The organism is Nonomuraea turkmeniaca (assembly GCF_005889735.1).
GTDB lineage: Bacteria > Actinomycetota > Actinomycetes > Streptosporangiales > Streptosporangiaceae > Nonomuraea > Nonomuraea turkmeniaca.
Genome location: NZ_VCKY01000139.1, coordinates 1 through 15,686, shown reverse-complemented (window position 1 = coordinate 15,686; position 15,686 = coordinate 1). Strand labels below are relative to the sequence as shown.

Below are 15,686 nucleotides of genomic sequence, written 5' to 3'. Positions count from 1 at the left end.
CGGGCCCCCGGTGGGATCATTTCCCGAATCAGAGATCACAATTCAGCGTATTTACTGTTACCTGGAGTGTTAGAACGATATAGGCGTGGTTAGAGTGAAATATCGGGAAAAGTGCTTTAGAAGTGGCCTGTGTCATGTTCGTGGTGATCGTCGCGTTCATGGACAAGCTTCTGTACGAGTGCCGACTGCCCGGCCAGCCCGCGCTCCGGCACCTTGGCCCCCGTGAGCCTGCCCCACGCCAGCCCCGTCGCGTACGCGGCCCCGAGCACCGCCGCCGCACTCCCCCGATCCGGCGGCGCCACCTCCAGCACCGGCGCGGGCGCGATCGAGACCCCGCCGGGCCGCCCCTGCACCGGAAACCCGTCCGGCGCGGTCGTCTCCCCCGCGGAGGTCCCCGTGAGTCCCGCCCGCTCCAGGGCCTCGTATGCCATCCTGAGCCGGTGATCCAGCCGCGGGGGCAGCAACCCCCTGGAGTCCGACAGGTCGGCCAGGAACGCCGCCGTGGCCCGCGACGGGTCCGGCATGAAGGCCAGCGCCTCGGCCAGGTCGTACACGGAGTGGGAGAAGTGCGCCTCAGGATCGGTCTCCACCAGCAACGCCCGGCCCAGCCGCGCGGGGCAGCGGCTCAGCCACGCCCGGCGCACCGCCTCGTCGCCGGGCAGCGCATGTCCATGGTCGCGCTCGTACGGAGCTCCGCTGGTCACGCCGGCTATCGCTCTCCGCCCCAGGCTCGCCGCCTCGTCGTCGAGCCCCGGCCGGCGCAGCATGGGCTCGACCATGGTGAGCAGCGCGAGCGCCCGCGGCCTGAACCGGGTGTCGCACATGAGGATCTGCGCCGTGTCCGCCATGACGGCCGCGAGCCTGAGCGTCTCGCGCGAGCGGCCGGCCCGCGCCCGCTCCGCCACCAGCGTGACGAGGTCGAGCAGGGGCGGGGCGGGCAACCAGCGCACCCACTCGTCGCCGGGCAGCGAGCGGCGCAGGTATTCGCCGAACACGGTGATCAGCCGCTCGTTGCCGTCGAAGGCGGGCGCGTACGCGCACCACATGATCGTGCCCCAGACCGCCGCGACCGTGCTCGGCACGTCGGAGGCGAAGATCTCCCCGAACGCCGTCAGCGGGTAGTCCAGCTCCGACTTGCGCCCGCTCGCCCGCACCAGCACCCTGAGCCGCTCCGTCAGGTCCGCCGACACGTCGGGACCGATGAACGCCTGCGTCGAGCCGGGCTCGGCGTGGAAGTCGGGGCCCTTCGGGATGATGGCGTCCGGCAGCACGGCGGCGGCGTGCTGGACCTGGCGGGCCCGCACGTTCCGCGGCGGCGGGGCCAGGTGCCAGCGGCCGTCGGCGGGGTCGTACAGGTGCCAGCGCGCGTGCGCGCCGAGGAGCCACCGGTCGCCATCTGGGGTCACAAGAATTCTGGCGGCGAGGACGTGGGCACGATCGGACACGGAAAGCCCTTGCCAACGCGGGTCCGCGACCATCGCACGGACCTCCGCCTCCGCGGCGGTGAACGCATCCCAGGGTGGCACGGGCGTCATGGTACTGGGAGCTCTCGGATCATCCATCGGCATTTCACGGCAGAATGTCCGCTATGAGGGCGAAGGTAGCAGGGACGTTGGCGGTCGCGAGCGTGCTCGCCGGTTGCGGCACGGCTACGTCGGTGACGCCAACGCCCAGCGGTCCCGGCCTGGTCACCCTGGACAAGGTCACGCCGCCCGCGCCGGGCGGGGAGGTGGGCCAGGCCTCGACGGAGTTCGCGAACGCGGACGAGCTGTCCTTGTGGACGAAGCTGAGCGAGACCGAGAAGGACGTCGACAGGATCGCCAAGTGGGACGTGAACAAGACCGTGAAGGGCTCGATGTATCTGGAGCCCAAGACCTCGGCCTGGTTCGACGGCTTCCGCGGCCCGTTCGTGTACCAGGATCTCGCCGGCGACATCGCCATGCACGCGCGGGTCAAGGTCGAGGGCAAGAGCGGAGGCCAGCCCAAGCGGAAGTTCTCGCTCGGCGGTCTGATGGCCCGCCAGCCGGGCTCGTACGAGACGCCCAACTGGGTGTCGATCACCATCGGCACCGGTGAGAAGAGCGGGCAGGTCGAGGTGAAGTACACCAAGGACGGCAGCTCCAAGCCGAAGGAGATGCCGGTCAAGAACGGCTGGGTGGACCTCGTCCTGGCCAGGGTCGGCCGGGTCTTCGTCGCCCTGTACAGGGAGGACGGAGGCAAGTGGAAGGTGGGCAACCGCTGGCCCTCCACGCTTCCCGACGCGCTGCAATGGGGCGTCACCGCCTATACCGATTGGGACAGCTACAACACTCTCAAGAAGGACGCCACGAAGGCGAATGCCAAGCAGGTCAAGGGCCAGCCCGACCTGAAACTGACCGTCGACTTCGTCCGGTTCCTGCGGCCGGACCTGCCGGAGTACGCCGACCCGCTCAACAGCGCGTCGGTGTCGGACGAGGTCCTGATCAAAGCGATGACGCCTGCCGGTGCCTGAGCGCCTTGGCCATGTAGTTGTCCGGCGTACGGGCGAAGGACGCCCGGTCGTCGTCGGTGAGCTCGCGCACGATCTTCCCGGGCACTCCGGCGACCAGCACGCCGGACGGGATCTTCTTGCCGGGGCCGACGAGCGCTCCGGCGGCCACCAGGGTGCCCGCACCGACGCGGGCGCCGCCCAGCACGATCGCTCCGATGCCGATCAACGCGCCGGACTCCACATGAGCCCCGTGGACCATGGCCTTGTGGCCCAGGCTGACCCGGTCCTCCAGGATGGCCGGCTCGCCGGGGTCGGAGTGCAGGCAACACAGATCCTGTACGTTGCACTCTTCGCCGATCTCGATCCGCTCGTCGTCACCGCGGAGAACGGAGCCGTACCAGATGCTGGACGCTCGGCCGACGCGGACCCTGCCGACCACGGTCACACCGGGCGCTATGTACGCCTCGGGGTGTATGTCCGGGACTGCTCCGTTGTCCAACGCTGCTATGTACATCCGTCACATCGTAATTCCTGGTCTGGCTATGGCGTTCCGGTTGCGGACGTGGGCAGATGGCAGGAAAGTCGTTTCCTGACGTCTCGTCGTCAGACCCTCACAACCCGCAATATCCCCCCGCCTCACGCAAACCACCTTTAGGTACCCCCATGATGAACCAGCACGAGAGCATTCCCGATCTGATGCAAGAGGACACCTTCGAGGTCGTGATGCGCGGCTACAACCGCCGCCAGGTCCACGACTACATGCTCCGAACCCGTAACCAGATACGGGATCTGGAAGAGCGGCTGGCACGGGCGATCGACCAGGCCGAGCAGGGCCGCATCGAGCTGGCCGAGGCCAGGCGGCGCATGGTCGAGGCGCCGCAGAGCTACGAGGACCTCAGCCCGAGGCTCGCCCAGATTCTCAAGCTCGGCGAAGAGGAGGCCGCCGCCAAGCGGTCGGACGCCGAGTCCGAGGCCGCCAGTGTGCGTGACGCGGCCAAGTCGGAGGCCGACCGGCTGTTGTCGACGTCCCGTGAGACCGCCGACAAGATCCTCACCTCGGCGCAGGCCGAGGCGGAGCGCCGCGTGCACGAGGCGACGCAGGCGGCGGAAGGCATGTTGGCCCAGGCCGGTGCGGACGCGGAGGAGCACCTCACCGCCGCCCGCACCGAGGCCGATGAGGCGCTGCGCGAGGCGCGGGCCGAGGCGGAGCGGGTGCTGGCCGCCGCCCAGGCCGAGTCCGAGCAGCTGACGAAGTCGGCCGGCGCGCAGGCCGAGCAACTGCTCACGGGCGCGCGGGATGAGGCCGAGTCGATGCTGGCCGAGGCGCGGCAGCGCACCTCGACGCTGGACGAGCAGGCGGGCCGGCGGGTCGAATACCTGACCAATACCCACACCGAGGTCGTGCGGCGGCTGACGGAGATCAGCTCGGTGCTGGGCGATCTCATGCGGAGTGAGTCGGCCGCGGGGACGCTGGTGCCCGAGCACGTCCTTCCGCCCTCGCCCCAGGGGCATGCCCTTCCCCCAGGGCAGGAGGACGTGCGGGTCATCGTGGAGGAGGACGAGGAGGAGCGTCCTCAGCCGGCTCCGGCCGTCTCGGACGACACGGACGTGACCATCGTCCGCCTGTCGGAGGTCCCGAAGTAGGCGGGTCGGGTGCGGGCGTCAGGCGATCGCGGTCAGGTACGCCTGGCCGCGTGGAGACAGGCGGTAGCCGGTCTCCAGGCTGATGGTCAGGCCGAGGGCCTTGAGCTTGCGGACGTTGAGCTTGAAGCGGGCCGGGTCCTGCCCCACCTCCGGCGCGAGGTCCCCGGCCCGCACCCCGGGCCGTTCGGCGATGAGCCGCAGCGTGCGGACCGCCCACGGCCCCATCCGGGCCAGGAGTGCGGTGAGGGCGGCCACGTCCGAGGGCGTCAGCTCGTCGGCCGCCGCCAGCACGTCACGCGGGTCGGGCGTGTCCGCCAGCCGCAGCTCCAGCCGGTGGATCGGGCCGGGGCCCCGCCCGGACAGGTCGGCCATGAGCGCGGCACGGTCGGGGTAGCCTGCCGCCCGCGCCTCCTCGTCGGTGCAGTCCTCGACGATCGACACCGAGGTGACCTCGGCCAGCAGCCCATATCCCATGCGATAGCGCCCGCCCGCCGTGACCTGGGCGCGCTTCCAGCGCCTGAAGGCCAGCGTGATCGTCCCGTCCCGCACGCCTTCGCGCAACCGCCGCTCGAACAGCATGTTTATGACTGTACGGAGCGGAAGCCCCCGCCCCCGATAGGGTCGGAGGCTTCCGCGTTCGTGGCCCCTCCTGGGTGGTGGCCCGGTGCCGGGGCCGCCGAGACGCTGGACCCGGCACCGGGCTGCTCGAGTGCGCCCGCCGCGGAACGCTCCACGGCGGACGTCATGGGGGCGCTGGGCCGGTCCGCCACCGGTGCGGCTCGCCGGCCCGTCGTTCCTGCTCCCGGAGCCGGTCACGCAGGCCGTCCGGGTCGTCCGCGTCGACGGTCATCGCACATCCAGCGTCGCGCTGCGCCGCGCTCAGCGGATGGTGTCTCGTGGCCCACCAGCGGCCCGCGTCGCTCCGCCAGATGGTCCACTGGGGGTACTCCCGGGCGATCTCGGCGAGATGCCGATCAAAGGACATCGCTGTCCACCTTCCCGGGCCCCAGGCGAGGTTGCCATCTCCCTAAAAGATGAACGACCTCTCTAGAGATATCAATGATCGGTGTGGACAGGTCAACCTATCGCTTGACAGATCGGCTTGATTCAGGCGTCGAAGTCGTACTGGAGTACGTAAGCCGCCGAGTCCAGCACCATCTCGTTGACCTCGACGGGCAGGCCGCCGGAGGTGTACGCGGTCCGTGCGATGACGATCACGGGTGTGCCGCCCGGCAGGTCCAGCAGCGCGCTCTCGCGCGGTTGCGGCATGCGGGCCCGTACCTCCTCGGTGAAGTGGGCCGGGGGGACGCCCAGATCGCTCAGCCTGGCGTAGACGCCGCCCGGGCCGGTGTCGGGAAGGGTGATCGCGCTGCCTTCGACCAGGCGCGCGGGAAAGTAGGAGGTGGCCAACTGCACCGGCCTGGTGTCGACCGAGTAGCGGCGTCGCCGCACCCATACCTCGCGGCTCTCCAGAATGCTCGCCACCTCCTCTGTGGCGCGCTCCAGCGCCACCTCGACGTGATCCACGGTGAACGGGCGGCCTCGGGTGTCGGCGTCCCAGATGGCCTGGCCCTGACCCCACTGCTCGCGTGACAGGCGGCGTGAGCCGTGCCTGCGGATCGGTTTGAACAGCCGCACGTAAACCCCCGAACCTCGTCTGGGCACCGCCAGCCCTTCATTGATGAGTACGGCAAGCGCCTGCCTGGCGGTGGCTCGTGCGATTGCGTATTCGGCCATCAGAGCGTTCTCGCCCGGTAGTCGGTCCCCATCGCGCAACTCGCCGGCCAGGATCCGGGCGCGGAGACCGTCGGCGATGCGGCGATAGATAGGGGGCTCGTGGGGTACCGGGGATTCAGACAACTTTGATCACCCTCTGTCACCAACCAGGTAGTGGCGTCTCCAGAGAACTTGCCCCGTCTTGTCCACGATCGCACAGATACAGAGGTTGGTCCCGGGCTTCTTTTGAGCGGATCGTGCCTGTGTGGTGAATTCCGCTGCGTTTTAGCGGGCCGTTATCGTGGAACGGTCCCAGCCGGTATTCGAACGGCCCACCAGCGGCGAGTAACCAGCGCGAAGATCACCGCGCCTGCCGTGTTGAGGAGGACGTCGTCGACGGACGAGAAACGGCCCAGTTGGAGCACGTACTGGAGGAGCTCGACCAGGACCGAAAAAGCCGCGGAGAGGGCCGCAACCCGGCCGATCGAGGCCATTGCGCCGGTGCGTACCGGCAGCAGCGCACCCAGCGAAGCGAACACCAGCAGATTGCCTCCGACCTGCACCAACACGGTCTGCCACGACGCGGCGGCGACGTCGGCGAGGTCCTCGAACGGGACGAGGCCGACTCCGTTCGCCCCGTTCGACGGCGTGAGGATCATCCAAATCCACGGCGCGGTGCCGACCACGATCCCGATGTCGGCGAGAGACGTGCGCAGAGGCGCAGGGTGGCCGGCGCGAGCGCGGTGGCGGGAGAGAAGCAAGATTGCTAGCAAGGCTAAGGGGAGTGCAAACGTACCAGCAATAATGACGTTTCCCCACAATTCCCACGTCTGCGCCATCCGACCATGATGGCCAGTGATCTAGGGGTACCGGAAGATGTCCATCTGGACAGGTCTTCTCGGCGCCTTTTCCGCCGTGGTCGAGGGAGACGATGCCAAGGAAGCCTTCTCACCGACAGCGACAGTGGAGGAGAGCGTTGTGCTGACCCATTTCATCGGCGGCGAGCCGGTGGTCGCGGGCAAGGCATTCCCGGTGCACAACCCGGTGACGGGCACGGTGATCAGGCAGGTCTGCGAGGCAGACCCGGAGATCGTCGACCGGGCCGTCCGTGCGGCCAGGGAGGCGGCGCGCGACTGGGCGGCACTGCCCGTGGCCGAGCGGGCCGGGTGGATGCGGCGCCTGGCCGAGGGTGTGGAGGACCGCTTCGACGCCCTGGTGGCGGCGGAGATCGCCGACACCGGCAAGCCGCTCGACCAGACCCGCACGCTCGACATCCCGCGCGGCATCGCCAACTTCCGCGCGTTCGCCGAGATCGCCGCACAGCGCCCAGACGACGCCTTCCACCTGTCAGGGGTGCTCAGCTACACCGTGCGCAGGCCGCTCGGGGTGGTCGCGGCGATCGTCCCGTGGAACCTGCCGTTCCTGCTGATGACGTGGAAGCTCGCCCCTGCCCTCGTCGCCGGCAACACCGTGGTGGTCAAGCCGTCCGAGCACACGCCGGGCTCCGCCGCGGTGCTCGCCGAGATCTGCGCCGCCGTGGGGCTGCCGCCCGGTGTCGTCAACATCATCTACGGGTACGGCTCCGCCGGCCGGCTCCTCGTCGAGCACCCCGGCGTGGACGCCGTGACGTTCACCGGCTCCACCGGTACGGGGTCGGCGATCATGCGGGCCGTGGCCGACCGGGTCAAGCCGGTCTCGTTCGAGCTGGGCGGCAAGAACGCCGGGCTGGTCTTCGAGGACTGCGACCTGGACCGGGCGGTCGAGGGGACCGTGAAGTCCGCCTTCACCAACGGTGGCCAGGTCTGCCTGTGCACCGAGCGGCTGTACGTCCAGCGCCCGATCTTCGAGGACTTCTGCGACCGGCTGGCGGTTCGCGCCTTGGAGGTGGCGCCGCAGCCCATGATCTCCGCGGGACACCGCGACAAAGTGCTCTCCTACTACGCCTTGGCCCGCTCGGAGGGAGCCAAGATGCTCGCAGGAGGCGGGATCCCGATATTCGGCGATCATCGCGATTCCGGATATTTCGTGGAGCCGACGGTGGTGACAGGCTTGTCGGAGTGGTCCCGCTTCAACAGGGAGGAGATCTTCGGTCCCGTGTGTCACGTCGCACCCTTCGACACTGAGGCCGAGGCGATCGACCTGGCCAACGGCAGCGAGTACGGCCTGGCCGCCACGCTCTGGACCGGCAACCTCGACCGCGCGCACCGGGTGGCGCAGCAGTTGGAGGCCGGGCTCGTCTGGGTCAACACCTGGTTCCTGCGCGACCTGCGTACCCCTTTCGGCGGCATGCGGCTGTCGGGTATCGGCAGGGAGGGTGGCATGCAGTCGCTCGACTTTTACTCTGAACCCACCACGATCACCATCAAACTGGAGCAGTCCGATGCATGACGAATGGTCCCAGGCCGTCGACGCGCGTTCCCAGGCCGCCGATCGGTTGGTCGAAGCCGCGCGATCCGGCAAGCCGTGCGCGCCGATCAGGGACCTGATCGGTACGGCGGCCGACGCGTACGCCGTACAGGAGATCAACACGCGGCGGGCGCTCGGCGAGGGACGTCGGCCGGTCGGCAGGAAGATCGGCATCACGAATCTGGAGGTGCAGCGGCAGCTCGGCATCGACCAGCCGACCTGCGGCCCGCTCTTCGCGGACATGGCCTACCTCGACGGGCTGCCCATCCCGTACGACCGGCTCCTGCAGCCGCGGGCCGAGGCCGAGGTGGCGCTGGTGCTCGGCGCGGACCTGGTGGGCGGTCCATTCACGGTGGCCGAGGTGATCAGGGCGGTGGAGTTCGCGCTGCCCGCCATCGAGATCGCCGACTCGCGGATCACCGGCTGGGACATCGGGCTGGCCGACACGGTGTCCGACGGCGCCTCCAGCGGCGTGTTCGTGCTGGGGAACACGCCGGTCTCGCTGATGGGGCTCGATCTGCGTGCCGCCGGGATGACGATGACCCGCAACGGGACGGAGGTCTCGGCCGGGTCGGGCGCCGCGTGCCTGGGCAACCCGCTCAACGCCGCCGTCTGGCTGGCCACCCGACTGGGCCGGTCCGAGCGGCCGCTGCGGGCCGGTGAGGTGGTGCTGACCGGCGCGCTGGGCCCGGTGGTGGCGGTCGAGCCCGAGGACGTGTTCGAGGCGCACATCGAAGGGCTGGGATCGGTGCGGGCGGTGTTCGGCAAGTGAGGGCCAAGGGCCTGCGGGTGCCCGGGAAGGCCACGCCGCGTGGCAGGTTCCCGCACGTCAAGCGGGCAGGCGAATTCCTGTACGTCTCGGGGACCAGCTGCCGCCGTCCCGACGACACGTTCGTGGGCGTGGAGGTCGACAAGTACGGCGCCACGAACCTGGACATCCGCGCCCAGACCAGGGCGGTCATCGAGAACATCGGCGACATACTCAAGGCCGCCGGCGGCTCGCTCGCCGACCTCGTGCAGATCACGGCGTACCTCGTGAACATGAACGACTTCAAGGGCTACAACGAGGTCTACGCGGAGTTCTTCGACGAGGAGGGGCCGACCAGGACCACGGTCGCGGTGCACCAGCTGCCGCACCCCCACCTGCTCATCGAGATGCAGGCCGTCGCCTACCATCCACAGGAGTGACCCTCCGCGACCCGGGAGTACACGCGTGATAGATCGCGACCACTGCCTCGCCCTCGACGCCGGCGACCCGCTCCGCGCGTTCCGGGACGAGTTCGTGCTCCCCGAAGGCGTCGTCTATCTCGTGGGCAACTCGCTCGGCGCGTTGCCCCGCGGCGCCGCGGAGCGGGTGCGACGCGCCGTCGAAGACGAGTGGGGCGGGCAACTGGTCGGCGGCTGGAACCACGCCGGCTGGTACGCCCAGCCGCTGACCGCGGGCGACCGGCTGGCTCCGCTGATCGGCGCGGGGCCCGGGCAGGTCGTCGTGGGCAACACGACCTCGATCGCGATCTACCAGGCGGTGGCGGCCGCCCTGCGGCTGCGGCCCGAACGCCGCGTGATCGTCTCCGACGTGCGCAACTTCCCCACCGACCACTACATGGTGCAGGGCCTGGCTGGGCTGCTCGGCGGCTACGAGATCCGCGACGTCTCGGAAGGGCGGTTCGACGACGCGGCCGTGGTGCTGCTGGCGGAGGTGGACTACCGGACCGGCGCCCGCCACGACGTGCCGGCCGTCACCGCCCAGGTGCAGGAGGCCGGGGCGCTCATGGTCTGGGACGTGTGCCACAGCGTGGGCGCCATGAAAGTGGACGTGTCGGGGGCTGACTTCGCGGTCGGATGCACGTACAAGTATCTGAACGCCGGTCCAGGCGCGCCCGCGTTCCTCTACGTCAACCCGCGCCACCACGCCACCGCGGAGAACGTGTTGTCCGGCTGGCACGGTCACGCGGAGCCGTTCGCGTTCGAGGCCGGCTACCGCCCGGCCGAGGGGATCAGGCGGTTCGCGATCGGCACCCCGCACGTGTTGTCGTTCGCGGCGCTGGAGGCGGCGCTCGACGTGTGGGAGCGGGTGCCGATGGACCAGATCCGGGCCAAGAGCATGGCGCTGACCTCGCTCTTCGTCGACCTGGTCGGGGACGCGCTGGAGCTGGTCTCGCCGGCCGACGCCGCCGCGCGGGGCAGCCAGGTGAGCCTGCGCCACCCCGACGGCTACCCGGTCATGCGGGCGCTGATCGACCGCGGCGTGCACGGGGACTTCCGTGCGCCGGACGTACTCAGGTTCGGTTTCGCGCCGCTCTACATCCGCTATACCGACGTTTACGACGCGGCCGCCACGCTGCTGGAGGTGCTGGATCGGGAGCTCTGGCGGGACGAGAAGTACGCGCGGCGACTGGCCGTCACCTGAGCGCGCTCGCCGGCTGATGATGACCCGCCCGCCACCGGTCATTCCCTGAGCGCGCTCCCCGGGCTGAGGACCACCCGCCCACCGCCGGTCATGTGCGGCGGCGGAACTCCTCCAGCTTGCCTTCGATGACGTCTCTGATCAGGTCGCGGGCCTCCATCCGGGGCACGCCCGACATCAGCAGGCTGTCGTAGTCGGTGTCCAGATGCCGGATCGACGCGATCACCGCCAGTGTGATCGCGTTCTCGTCGAGCGCCTTGGCCGCCGCCGACCGCCCCACCCTGCCACTGCCGCGCTGCCCGGCGTGCTCGGCGATCTCCCGCGCCCGCTCCGGCGGGCAGCCGGGGAACAGCTGGGCGATCTCGGCCGCCATCCGGGCCTGGAACTCGACGTCCTGCTCGGCCCTGCGCTCCCGGTCACGCTCGCGGCGGCGCAGGCGTACCTCCTCGTCGGCCAGGCACCGCTCCTCGGCCGCGTCCAGCGCCGCCTGCTCGACCAGCAGGCCGAGGCGCTGGTAGATCTTGCGCCGCCGGTTGAACTGCATCACCACGGCCGACAGGCCGCTCTCCTGCTTGGCGCGGCGGCTCAGCGCCGCGTTGCCGGCCGCCAGGAACACCAGGTGATCCATGTCCGCGCAGGTCAGGCAGTGCGGCTGGTCGTCCTCCATGATCAGGTAAGGGCCGGTGTCGCCGCAGCCCGCGCACGTCCAGTCGTTCAGCGGGGCCACCGCCACCAGATCGGGTGCCTTGCTCTGCCGCTCGGTGAGGCGGCGTACCTTGGCCTCGCCTAGCTCGGGCGAGATCCAGTGGACGCGGAACGGCTCCTGGGGGTGGCGGGCGGTGAAGCGCAGCTCGCGGCGGTCGCGGGTGCCGGCCACGTACGGCGTGTCCACGGGCTTGAGCCCCTTGGCCAGCGCCCACTCCTTCAGCAGCGCCGCCGTGGTGACCAGGCGGTCCTCGTCGACGTCCGCCAGCTCGGCCAGCGTGGACACCCGGCCCTGCCGCCAGGTGTCCACATGCCTGGAGTGCAGCCAGCGCAGGCCCGTGACCACGTCGATGAACGTCACGTACTTGCGGGCGGTCAGCGCGATCTCGGCCGCGTCGGCGACCCTGCGCGCCAGGTTCGGCTTGCTCACGGGCTTCAGTCTCTCGCGCCCTTTGTCGGGAGATGGCCAGACCGGAAGCTTTCCTTTTGCGCATCGGGGCTAGTAATTCCTCCGGATTGGAGGATCACCGTGCGCCTGTTCTGGCCTGCCGTCCTCATGGTCGCCACCTCGTGTGGCCTGGCCGAGGAGGGCACACTGCCCGTCGTCACCGGCGCGGTCGGCAGCAAGCCGGTCGTGGCCATCCCCGAGGGCGATCCGGGCCGCACCTCGCGGATCACGGTGCTGTGGGAGGGGAGCGGGCGGCGTACGGTGCCGGGGGACGTGGTGCTCGCCGACGTGGACATCCGGCGGTGGTCCGGCAATCAGCCGTATCTGAGCACGTACGACGCCAACCACCCCACCACGGTCGTCTTCGATGGCAGGCAGGTGGCGGAGACCTGGCGGCGCTCGCTCATCGGCCACCCGGCGGGCAGCCGCGTCATGCTGGTCGGCCCGGCCGCCGAGGCGCTGGGTACCGAGGTGCCGGCTACCGGTGTCTCGCCCGCTGACACGCTCGTGGTGGTCTTCGACATCCTGGGCGGCTACCCGCCCGACGCCCGCCTGGTCGGCCGGGCGCTGCCCGTCGTCCCCGCCGACCTCACGCCTGCCGCGCCGCCCCGCACGCTCATCGACGGCTCCGGCCGGGAGATCGTGGCGGGTGCGAAGGTGGTCGTCCAGTACGTGGCCGCCTCCTGGCCGTCCCGCTTGGTCGTGGACTCCTCCTACCGGAAAGGCGGGCCGGCCGCGTACCTGCTGAAGCCGGGGGTGGTGCCCGCGGCCTGGCTGGACGCGCTGGTCGGGCAGCGGGCGGGTTGCCGCCTGGCGGTGCCGTCCCCGGGCGAGGAGCCCCGGCTCTACATCATCGACGTCCTGGACACCATCACCCAGGCGTAGCCGGCCGGGCCTGCACCGCCCGTCAGAGCTCGTGATCGAGGTCGGCCCGGACGATGCCGTAGAGAACGCCGTCGTGCCATCTCCCCGCGCGGAACCCTGCGCCGCGCAGCACGCCCTCGCGGGTGAACCCGGCCTTCTCCAGCGCCCGCTGCTCCGCGAAGTTGTCGATCTCGGTGCTCGCCTCGATCCTGTTGACCGTCGTGTGATCGAACAGGTAACGCACGAGCAGCTTCTGGGCCTCCGTGCCGAGCCCCTTGCCCCGGAAGTCCGGCGCCACGATCAGCCCCATCGACCAGTAGAAGCCGGCCCGGTTGGCGATCTGCTTGCTCCACGAGACGAAGCCGACCGGGTCGTCATTCGTGATGATCAGTACGCCGCCGTCTTCGCCCACCAGGCCGTCATCCTCCCAGCGGCGGCGCAGGCGGTGCGGGTTCTGCCAGCCGTACCACTGGTGGAGGCCGGTGTGGTCGGGATGGCTGGTGAGCCTGTAGAGGAAGGGCAGGTCGTCCTCGTCGACGGCGCGCAGTTTGACGGTCATGATCCGGACACTATGCGACGTACCAGGCGCTTGAGCCGTGATTCCTGGGCAGGCGGGGCCTGCAGGGCGGCCAGTGCCTCGGCGGCGGTGGGGCGCTTGGCCGGCGAGTGGTCGAGCATCCGGCGCACCACCTCGGGCACGTCAGGGCCATGGGCGTCGGCGCTCGTCGGCAGCTCTCCGGTGAGCAGCTGGTAGGCGATCGCCCCGGCCGCGTACACGTCGGACGCGGTCGTCATCCTGTCGGGCCGCTCCTGGCACTCCGGCGCCACGTAATGCGCGTCCAGCACGTTGCCCAGCTCGTGGGCGACGGTGTAGTTGCGCGGCCCCGGCTTGGCGTAGTCGAATCCGGTCAGCACCGCGTGCCCGTCGTCGGTGACCAGCACGCAGGCAGGCGTGAGCGCCCGATGGACGACGCCGTTGGCGTGCGCGTGCGCCAGCCCGCGCAGCAGGTCCTGGATCACCCCCATCCGGGCGCCCCGACCCAGCGACAGGTGCAGCGCCTGGCCGTGCACGTCGTCGAGCACCAGCACGAACCGGCTCTCGTCGTCGATCGCGAAGAAGTCGCGCGAGCGCACCACACACGGGTGCGGGGGGATCCTGGCCAGCGTCTGGTAGGCGTTGGCGATGCGCTGCCGCTCGGCCGCCCGCGCCTCGTGATCGGCCATCGGATCGGCCTGGTAGACGCGGAGCAGCACGGTCTCACTACCCGGCAGGGTCGCGTTGAACGCCCGGTATTCGGTGACCTTGGCATCGCCCCCGAGCTGCTCCTCGACCTCCCAGTTACCGAACCTGGGCGGGGCGGTGCTGCGGCGCACGGTCTGGTTGAGCGCGTCGAGAATCGCGGTCATGTACGGCCGCGCGTGCGGGCTGCAGCCGCGCCTGACCCGGGAGACATCGCTCAGCGTGGTCAGCAGCGCCGGCAGGGTCGTGACGTTGACCGCGTCGCGCCCGGCCGGATCGACCAGTTCGGCGTCCGGCGAGGTGAGCACGACCAGGCTGTCGACGTAGACCCGTTCGAGCTGCGTGGCCTTGGATACCAGCAGGCCCTTCAGCGCCTTGGCCGTGCCCCTCAGCTTGGCCACCGGAGAGCCGAACGCCTCCCTGCGCGGCGGGAACCACCGCGTGCCGGACACTTCGATCCGCCCCCTGGTGCCCTTGACGTCGACGACCACCAGCGAGTGGCCGGTCAGCACGAGCAGGTCGACCTCGAAGACGTCGTGGCCGCGCGGGACCTCGATGTTGTGCAGCAGCAGCCAGTCGGCGGGCGCGTGGTCGCGCAGATATGCGATGACGCGCCGCTCGGCGTCGTTGACCGGACGTCCACCGCCGACGATCTCTGCCATGGGCCCTATCCTCCCACGCAATCCCATTGACAACATGTTGTCGTAATGACAAGATGTTGTCATGAAGGGAATCGTTCACCACGCCGTCTACGACACGCTCGCCGACTGGGAGACCGGTCACGCGACCGCGCATCTCCGCAGCTCGCGCTACCACCGCTCGCCCGGCGCCTACGAGATCGTCACGGTGGGCCTGACTACCGACCCCGTCGTCACCATGGGCGGGCTGCGCATCACCCCCGACCTCGCGCTCGACCAGCTCTCCCCAGCCGACAGCGCCCTGCTGATCCTGCCGGGGGCCGATCTGTGGGACGCGGGGGAGACGCTGGCGCCGTTCGCGCGCAAGGCCCGTGAGTTGCTGACCGCGGGCGTGCCGGTCGCGGCCATCTGCGGTGCCACGGCCGGGCTGGCCAGGGAAGGGCTGCTGGACGAGCGCGACCACACCAGCGCCGTCCTGCAATACCTGGAGGCCCAGGAGGGTTACGCGGGCGCCAAGCGTTACCTGGACCAGGATGCGGTGCTCGACGGCGACCTCATCACGGCCGGGCCCACGGAGCCGGTCGCGTTCGCCAGGGAGATCTTCCGGCGGCTGGACGTCTACCGGCCCGAGGTGCTGGACGCCTGGTTCCGGCTCTTCAGCCGGAGCGACGCCTCCGCGTTCGAGGTGCTGATGGCGGCATGAGCGAGACGTCGGATCTGCTGTCCGGGCTGGCGCTGGGGGCGTTCCGGCTCAATGGCCAGTTCCTCGAGGTGGCGGAGGGGCTGGCCAGGCCCGCGGGGATGACCGCGGCGTGGTGGCAGGTCCTCGGCGCGGTCCTGCGCGAGCCGCTGCCGGTGGCCGGGGTCGCCAGGGTCATGGGGATGACCAGGCAAGGGGTGCAGCGGATCGCGGACCTGCTGGTGGAGCGGGGGCTGGCCGAATATCGCCCCAACCCGGCCCACCGCCGCGCCAAGCTCCTCCAGCCTACGGCGGCGGGTCGTGAGGCCATCGCCAAGATCGTCCCCGGCCACCAGGAGCTCGCCGACCGGTTGGTGGGGGAGCTGGGCCTGGACCAGGCACGGCAATGCCTGGAAGCCCTCCACCACTTGTCAGCCGCCCTGGACCACCTCACCACCCAGCCCTGAAC

Annotated in this window: 18 protein-coding genes; 9 read left to right on the top strand and 9 right to left on the bottom strand. The window is 70.1% G+C overall.

Features of this window, described 5'->3' with window-relative positions:
* Positions 1 to 116 precede the first annotated feature (116 nt).
* A complete protein-coding gene (locus ETD86_RS33365) occupies positions 117 to 1,526 on the bottom strand; it encodes a hypothetical protein (RefSeq protein WP_425465675.1) in 1,410 nt (469 codons plus the stop codon).
* 62 nt (positions 1,527 to 1,588) lie between these two features.
* Between ETD86_RS33365 and ETD86_RS33360 the strand changes: the two genes are divergently transcribed.
* Positions 1,589 to 2,491, top strand: a complete 903-nt coding sequence (locus tag ETD86_RS33360; RefSeq protein ID WP_138670631.1) for a DUF1349 domain-containing protein — start codon at positions 1,589 to 1,591, stop codon at positions 2,489 to 2,491.
* Here the strand turns inward: ETD86_RS33360 and ETD86_RS33355 are convergent.
* Positions 2,463 to 2,984: a gamma carbonic anhydrase family protein gene (locus tag ETD86_RS33355; protein WP_138670630.1), complete on the bottom strand. Its 522-nt coding sequence runs from the start codon at positions 2,982 to 2,984 to the stop codon at positions 2,463 to 2,465. The two genes, ETD86_RS33360 and ETD86_RS33355, sit on opposite strands and share 29 nt — an antisense overlap.
* Before the next feature lie 149 nt (positions 2,985 to 3,133).
* On the opposite strand from ETD86_RS33355, the gene ETD86_RS33350 reads away from it, so the two are divergent.
* A complete protein-coding gene (locus ETD86_RS33350) occupies positions 3,134 to 4,114 on the top strand; it encodes a hypothetical protein (protein WP_138670629.1) in 981 nt (326 codons plus the stop codon).
* A gap of 18 nt (positions 4,115 to 4,132) precedes the next feature.
* Here the strand turns inward: ETD86_RS33350 and ETD86_RS33345 are convergent, their stop codons facing one another.
* The 4 genes from ETD86_RS33345 to ETD86_RS33330 form a co-directional block, all read right to left on the bottom strand.
* Positions 4,133 to 4,693, bottom strand: a complete 561-nt coding sequence (locus ETD86_RS33345) for an ASCH domain-containing protein (RefSeq protein ID WP_138670628.1) — start codon at positions 4,691 to 4,693, stop codon at positions 4,133 to 4,135.
* A 163-nt stretch (positions 4,694 to 4,856) separates the two neighbouring features.
* The gene (locus tag ETD86_RS33340) at positions 4,857 to 5,099 is read right to left on the bottom strand and encodes a hypothetical protein (protein WP_138670627.1); all 243 of its coding nucleotides are present in this window, start codon (positions 5,097 to 5,099) and stop codon (positions 4,857 to 4,859) included.
* Between the two features lie 122 nt (positions 5,100 to 5,221).
* Entirely contained in the window at positions 5,222 to 5,974 is a 753-nt protein-coding gene (locus tag ETD86_RS33335; protein ID WP_138670626.1) for a GntR family transcriptional regulator, read from the bottom strand.
* A gap of 152 nt (positions 5,975 to 6,126) precedes the next feature.
* Positions 6,127 to 6,669: a VanZ family protein gene (locus ETD86_RS33330; protein ID WP_138670625.1), complete on the bottom strand. Its 543-nt coding sequence runs from the start codon at positions 6,667 to 6,669 to the stop codon at positions 6,127 to 6,129.
* Between the two features lie 139 nt (positions 6,670 to 6,808).
* Here ETD86_RS33330 and ETD86_RS33325 point away from each other — a divergent pair, with 139 nt between their 5' ends.
* From ETD86_RS33325 to kynU, 4 genes are read left to right on the top strand one after another with little or no spacing between them, the layout of a single operon-like run.
* Entirely contained in the window at positions 6,809 to 8,218 is a 1,410-nt protein-coding gene (locus ETD86_RS33325) for an aldehyde dehydrogenase family protein (protein WP_211370472.1), read from the top strand.
* Complete coding sequence (locus tag ETD86_RS33320) at positions 8,211 to 9,008, top strand: 2-keto-4-pentenoate hydratase (protein WP_138670623.1); 798 nt, start codon at positions 8,211 to 8,213, stop codon at positions 9,006 to 9,008. Before ETD86_RS33325 ends, ETD86_RS33320 begins: the two co-directional genes overlap by 8 nt.
* A complete protein-coding gene (locus tag ETD86_RS33315) occupies positions 9,005 to 9,424 on the top strand; it encodes a RidA family protein (protein ID WP_211370471.1) in 420 nt (139 codons plus the stop codon). Before ETD86_RS33320 ends, ETD86_RS33315 begins: the two co-directional genes overlap by 4 nt.
* A 25-nt stretch (positions 9,425 to 9,449) precedes the next feature.
* Positions 9,450 to 10,646 (top strand): kynureninase, encoded by a 1,197-nt coding sequence (kynU, locus tag ETD86_RS33310; protein WP_138670621.1) that lies wholly within the window; start codon positions 9,450 to 9,452, stop codon positions 10,644 to 10,646.
* 88 nt (positions 10,647 to 10,734) lie between these two features.
* Here kynU and ETD86_RS33305 read toward each other — a convergent pair whose 3' ends face one another.
* Positions 10,735 to 11,778 (bottom strand): DUF2293 domain-containing protein, encoded by a 1,044-nt coding sequence (locus ETD86_RS33305; RefSeq protein WP_211370470.1) that lies wholly within the window; start codon positions 11,776 to 11,778, stop codon positions 10,735 to 10,737.
* 99 nt (positions 11,779 to 11,877) lie between these two features.
* Here ETD86_RS33305 and ETD86_RS33300 point away from each other — a divergent pair, with 99 nt between their 5' ends.
* Complete coding sequence (locus tag ETD86_RS33300) at positions 11,878 to 12,681, top strand: FKBP-type peptidyl-prolyl cis-trans isomerase (RefSeq protein ID WP_138670619.1); 804 nt, start codon at positions 11,878 to 11,880, stop codon at positions 12,679 to 12,681.
* Positions 12,682 to 12,703: 22 nt separating this feature from the next.
* Here the strand turns inward: ETD86_RS33300 and ETD86_RS33295 are convergent, their stop codons facing one another.
* Both ETD86_RS33295 and mads6 read right to left on the bottom strand, forming a co-directional pair.
* Positions 12,704 to 13,219 (bottom strand): GNAT family N-acetyltransferase, encoded by a 516-nt coding sequence (locus ETD86_RS33295; RefSeq protein WP_138670618.1) that lies wholly within the window; start codon positions 13,217 to 13,219, stop codon positions 12,704 to 12,706.
* The gene (gene mads6, locus ETD86_RS33290) at positions 13,216 to 14,562 is read right to left on the bottom strand and encodes a methylation-associated defense system protein kinase MAD6 (RefSeq protein ID WP_138670617.1); all 1,347 of its coding nucleotides are present in this window, start codon (positions 14,560 to 14,562) and stop codon (positions 13,216 to 13,218) included. Before mads6 ends, ETD86_RS33295 begins: the two co-directional genes overlap by 4 nt.
* Before the next feature lie 61 nt (positions 14,563 to 14,623).
* Between mads6 and ETD86_RS33285 the strand changes: the two genes are divergently transcribed.
* Positions 14,624 to 15,241: a type 1 glutamine amidotransferase family protein gene (locus ETD86_RS33285; RefSeq protein ID WP_138670616.1), complete on the top strand. Its 618-nt coding sequence runs from the start codon at positions 14,624 to 14,626 to the stop codon at positions 15,239 to 15,241.
* On the top strand, positions 15,238 to 15,684 hold the full coding sequence (locus tag ETD86_RS33280; RefSeq protein ID WP_138670615.1) for a MarR family winged helix-turn-helix transcriptional regulator: 447 nt from the start codon (positions 15,238 to 15,240) through the stop codon (positions 15,682 to 15,684). The genes ETD86_RS33285 and ETD86_RS33280 overlap by 4 nt, the downstream gene beginning before the upstream one ends.
* The last annotated feature ends 2 nt before the right edge of the window (positions 15,685 to 15,686 follow it).

Bases quoted from the DNA above. Each gene is read 5' to 3' on its own strand.
- ETD86_RS33295 (WP_138670618.1), bottom strand. From the start codon at position 13,219: ATGACCGTCAAACTGCGCGCCGTCGACGAGGACGACCTGCCCTTCCTC.
- ETD86_RS33280 (WP_138670615.1), top strand. From the start codon at position 15,238: ATGAGCGAGACGTCGGATCTGCTGTCCGGGCTGGCGCTGGGGGCGTTC.
- ETD86_RS33360 (WP_138670631.1), top strand. From the start codon at position 1,589: ATGAGGGCGAAGGTAGCAGGGACGTTGGCGGTCGCGAGCGTGCTCGCC.
- ETD86_RS33345 (WP_138670628.1), bottom strand. From the start codon at position 4,693: ATGCTGTTCGAGCGGCGGTTGCGCGAAGGCGTGCGGGACGGGACGATC.
- ETD86_RS33320 (WP_138670623.1), top strand. From the start codon at position 8,211: ATGCATGACGAATGGTCCCAGGCCGTCGACGCGCGTTCCCAGGCCGCC.
- ETD86_RS33340 (WP_138670627.1), bottom strand. From the start codon at position 5,099: ATGTCCTTTGATCGGCATCTCGCCGAGATCGCCCGGGAGTACCCCCAG.
- mads6 (WP_138670617.1), bottom strand. From the start codon at position 14,562: ATGGCAGAGATCGTCGGCGGTGGACGTCCGGTCAACGACGCCGAGCGG.
- ETD86_RS33355 (WP_138670630.1), bottom strand. From the start codon at position 2,984: ATGTACATAGCAGCGTTGGACAACGGAGCAGTCCCGGACATACACCCC.
- ETD86_RS33350 (WP_138670629.1), top strand. From the start codon at position 3,134: ATGATGAACCAGCACGAGAGCATTCCCGATCTGATGCAAGAGGACACC.
- ETD86_RS33285 (WP_138670616.1), top strand. From the start codon at position 14,624: ATGAAGGGAATCGTTCACCACGCCGTCTACGACACGCTCGCCGACTGG.
- ETD86_RS33330 (WP_138670625.1), bottom strand. From the start codon at position 6,669: ATGGCGCAGACGTGGGAATTGTGGGGAAACGTCATTATTGCTGGTACG.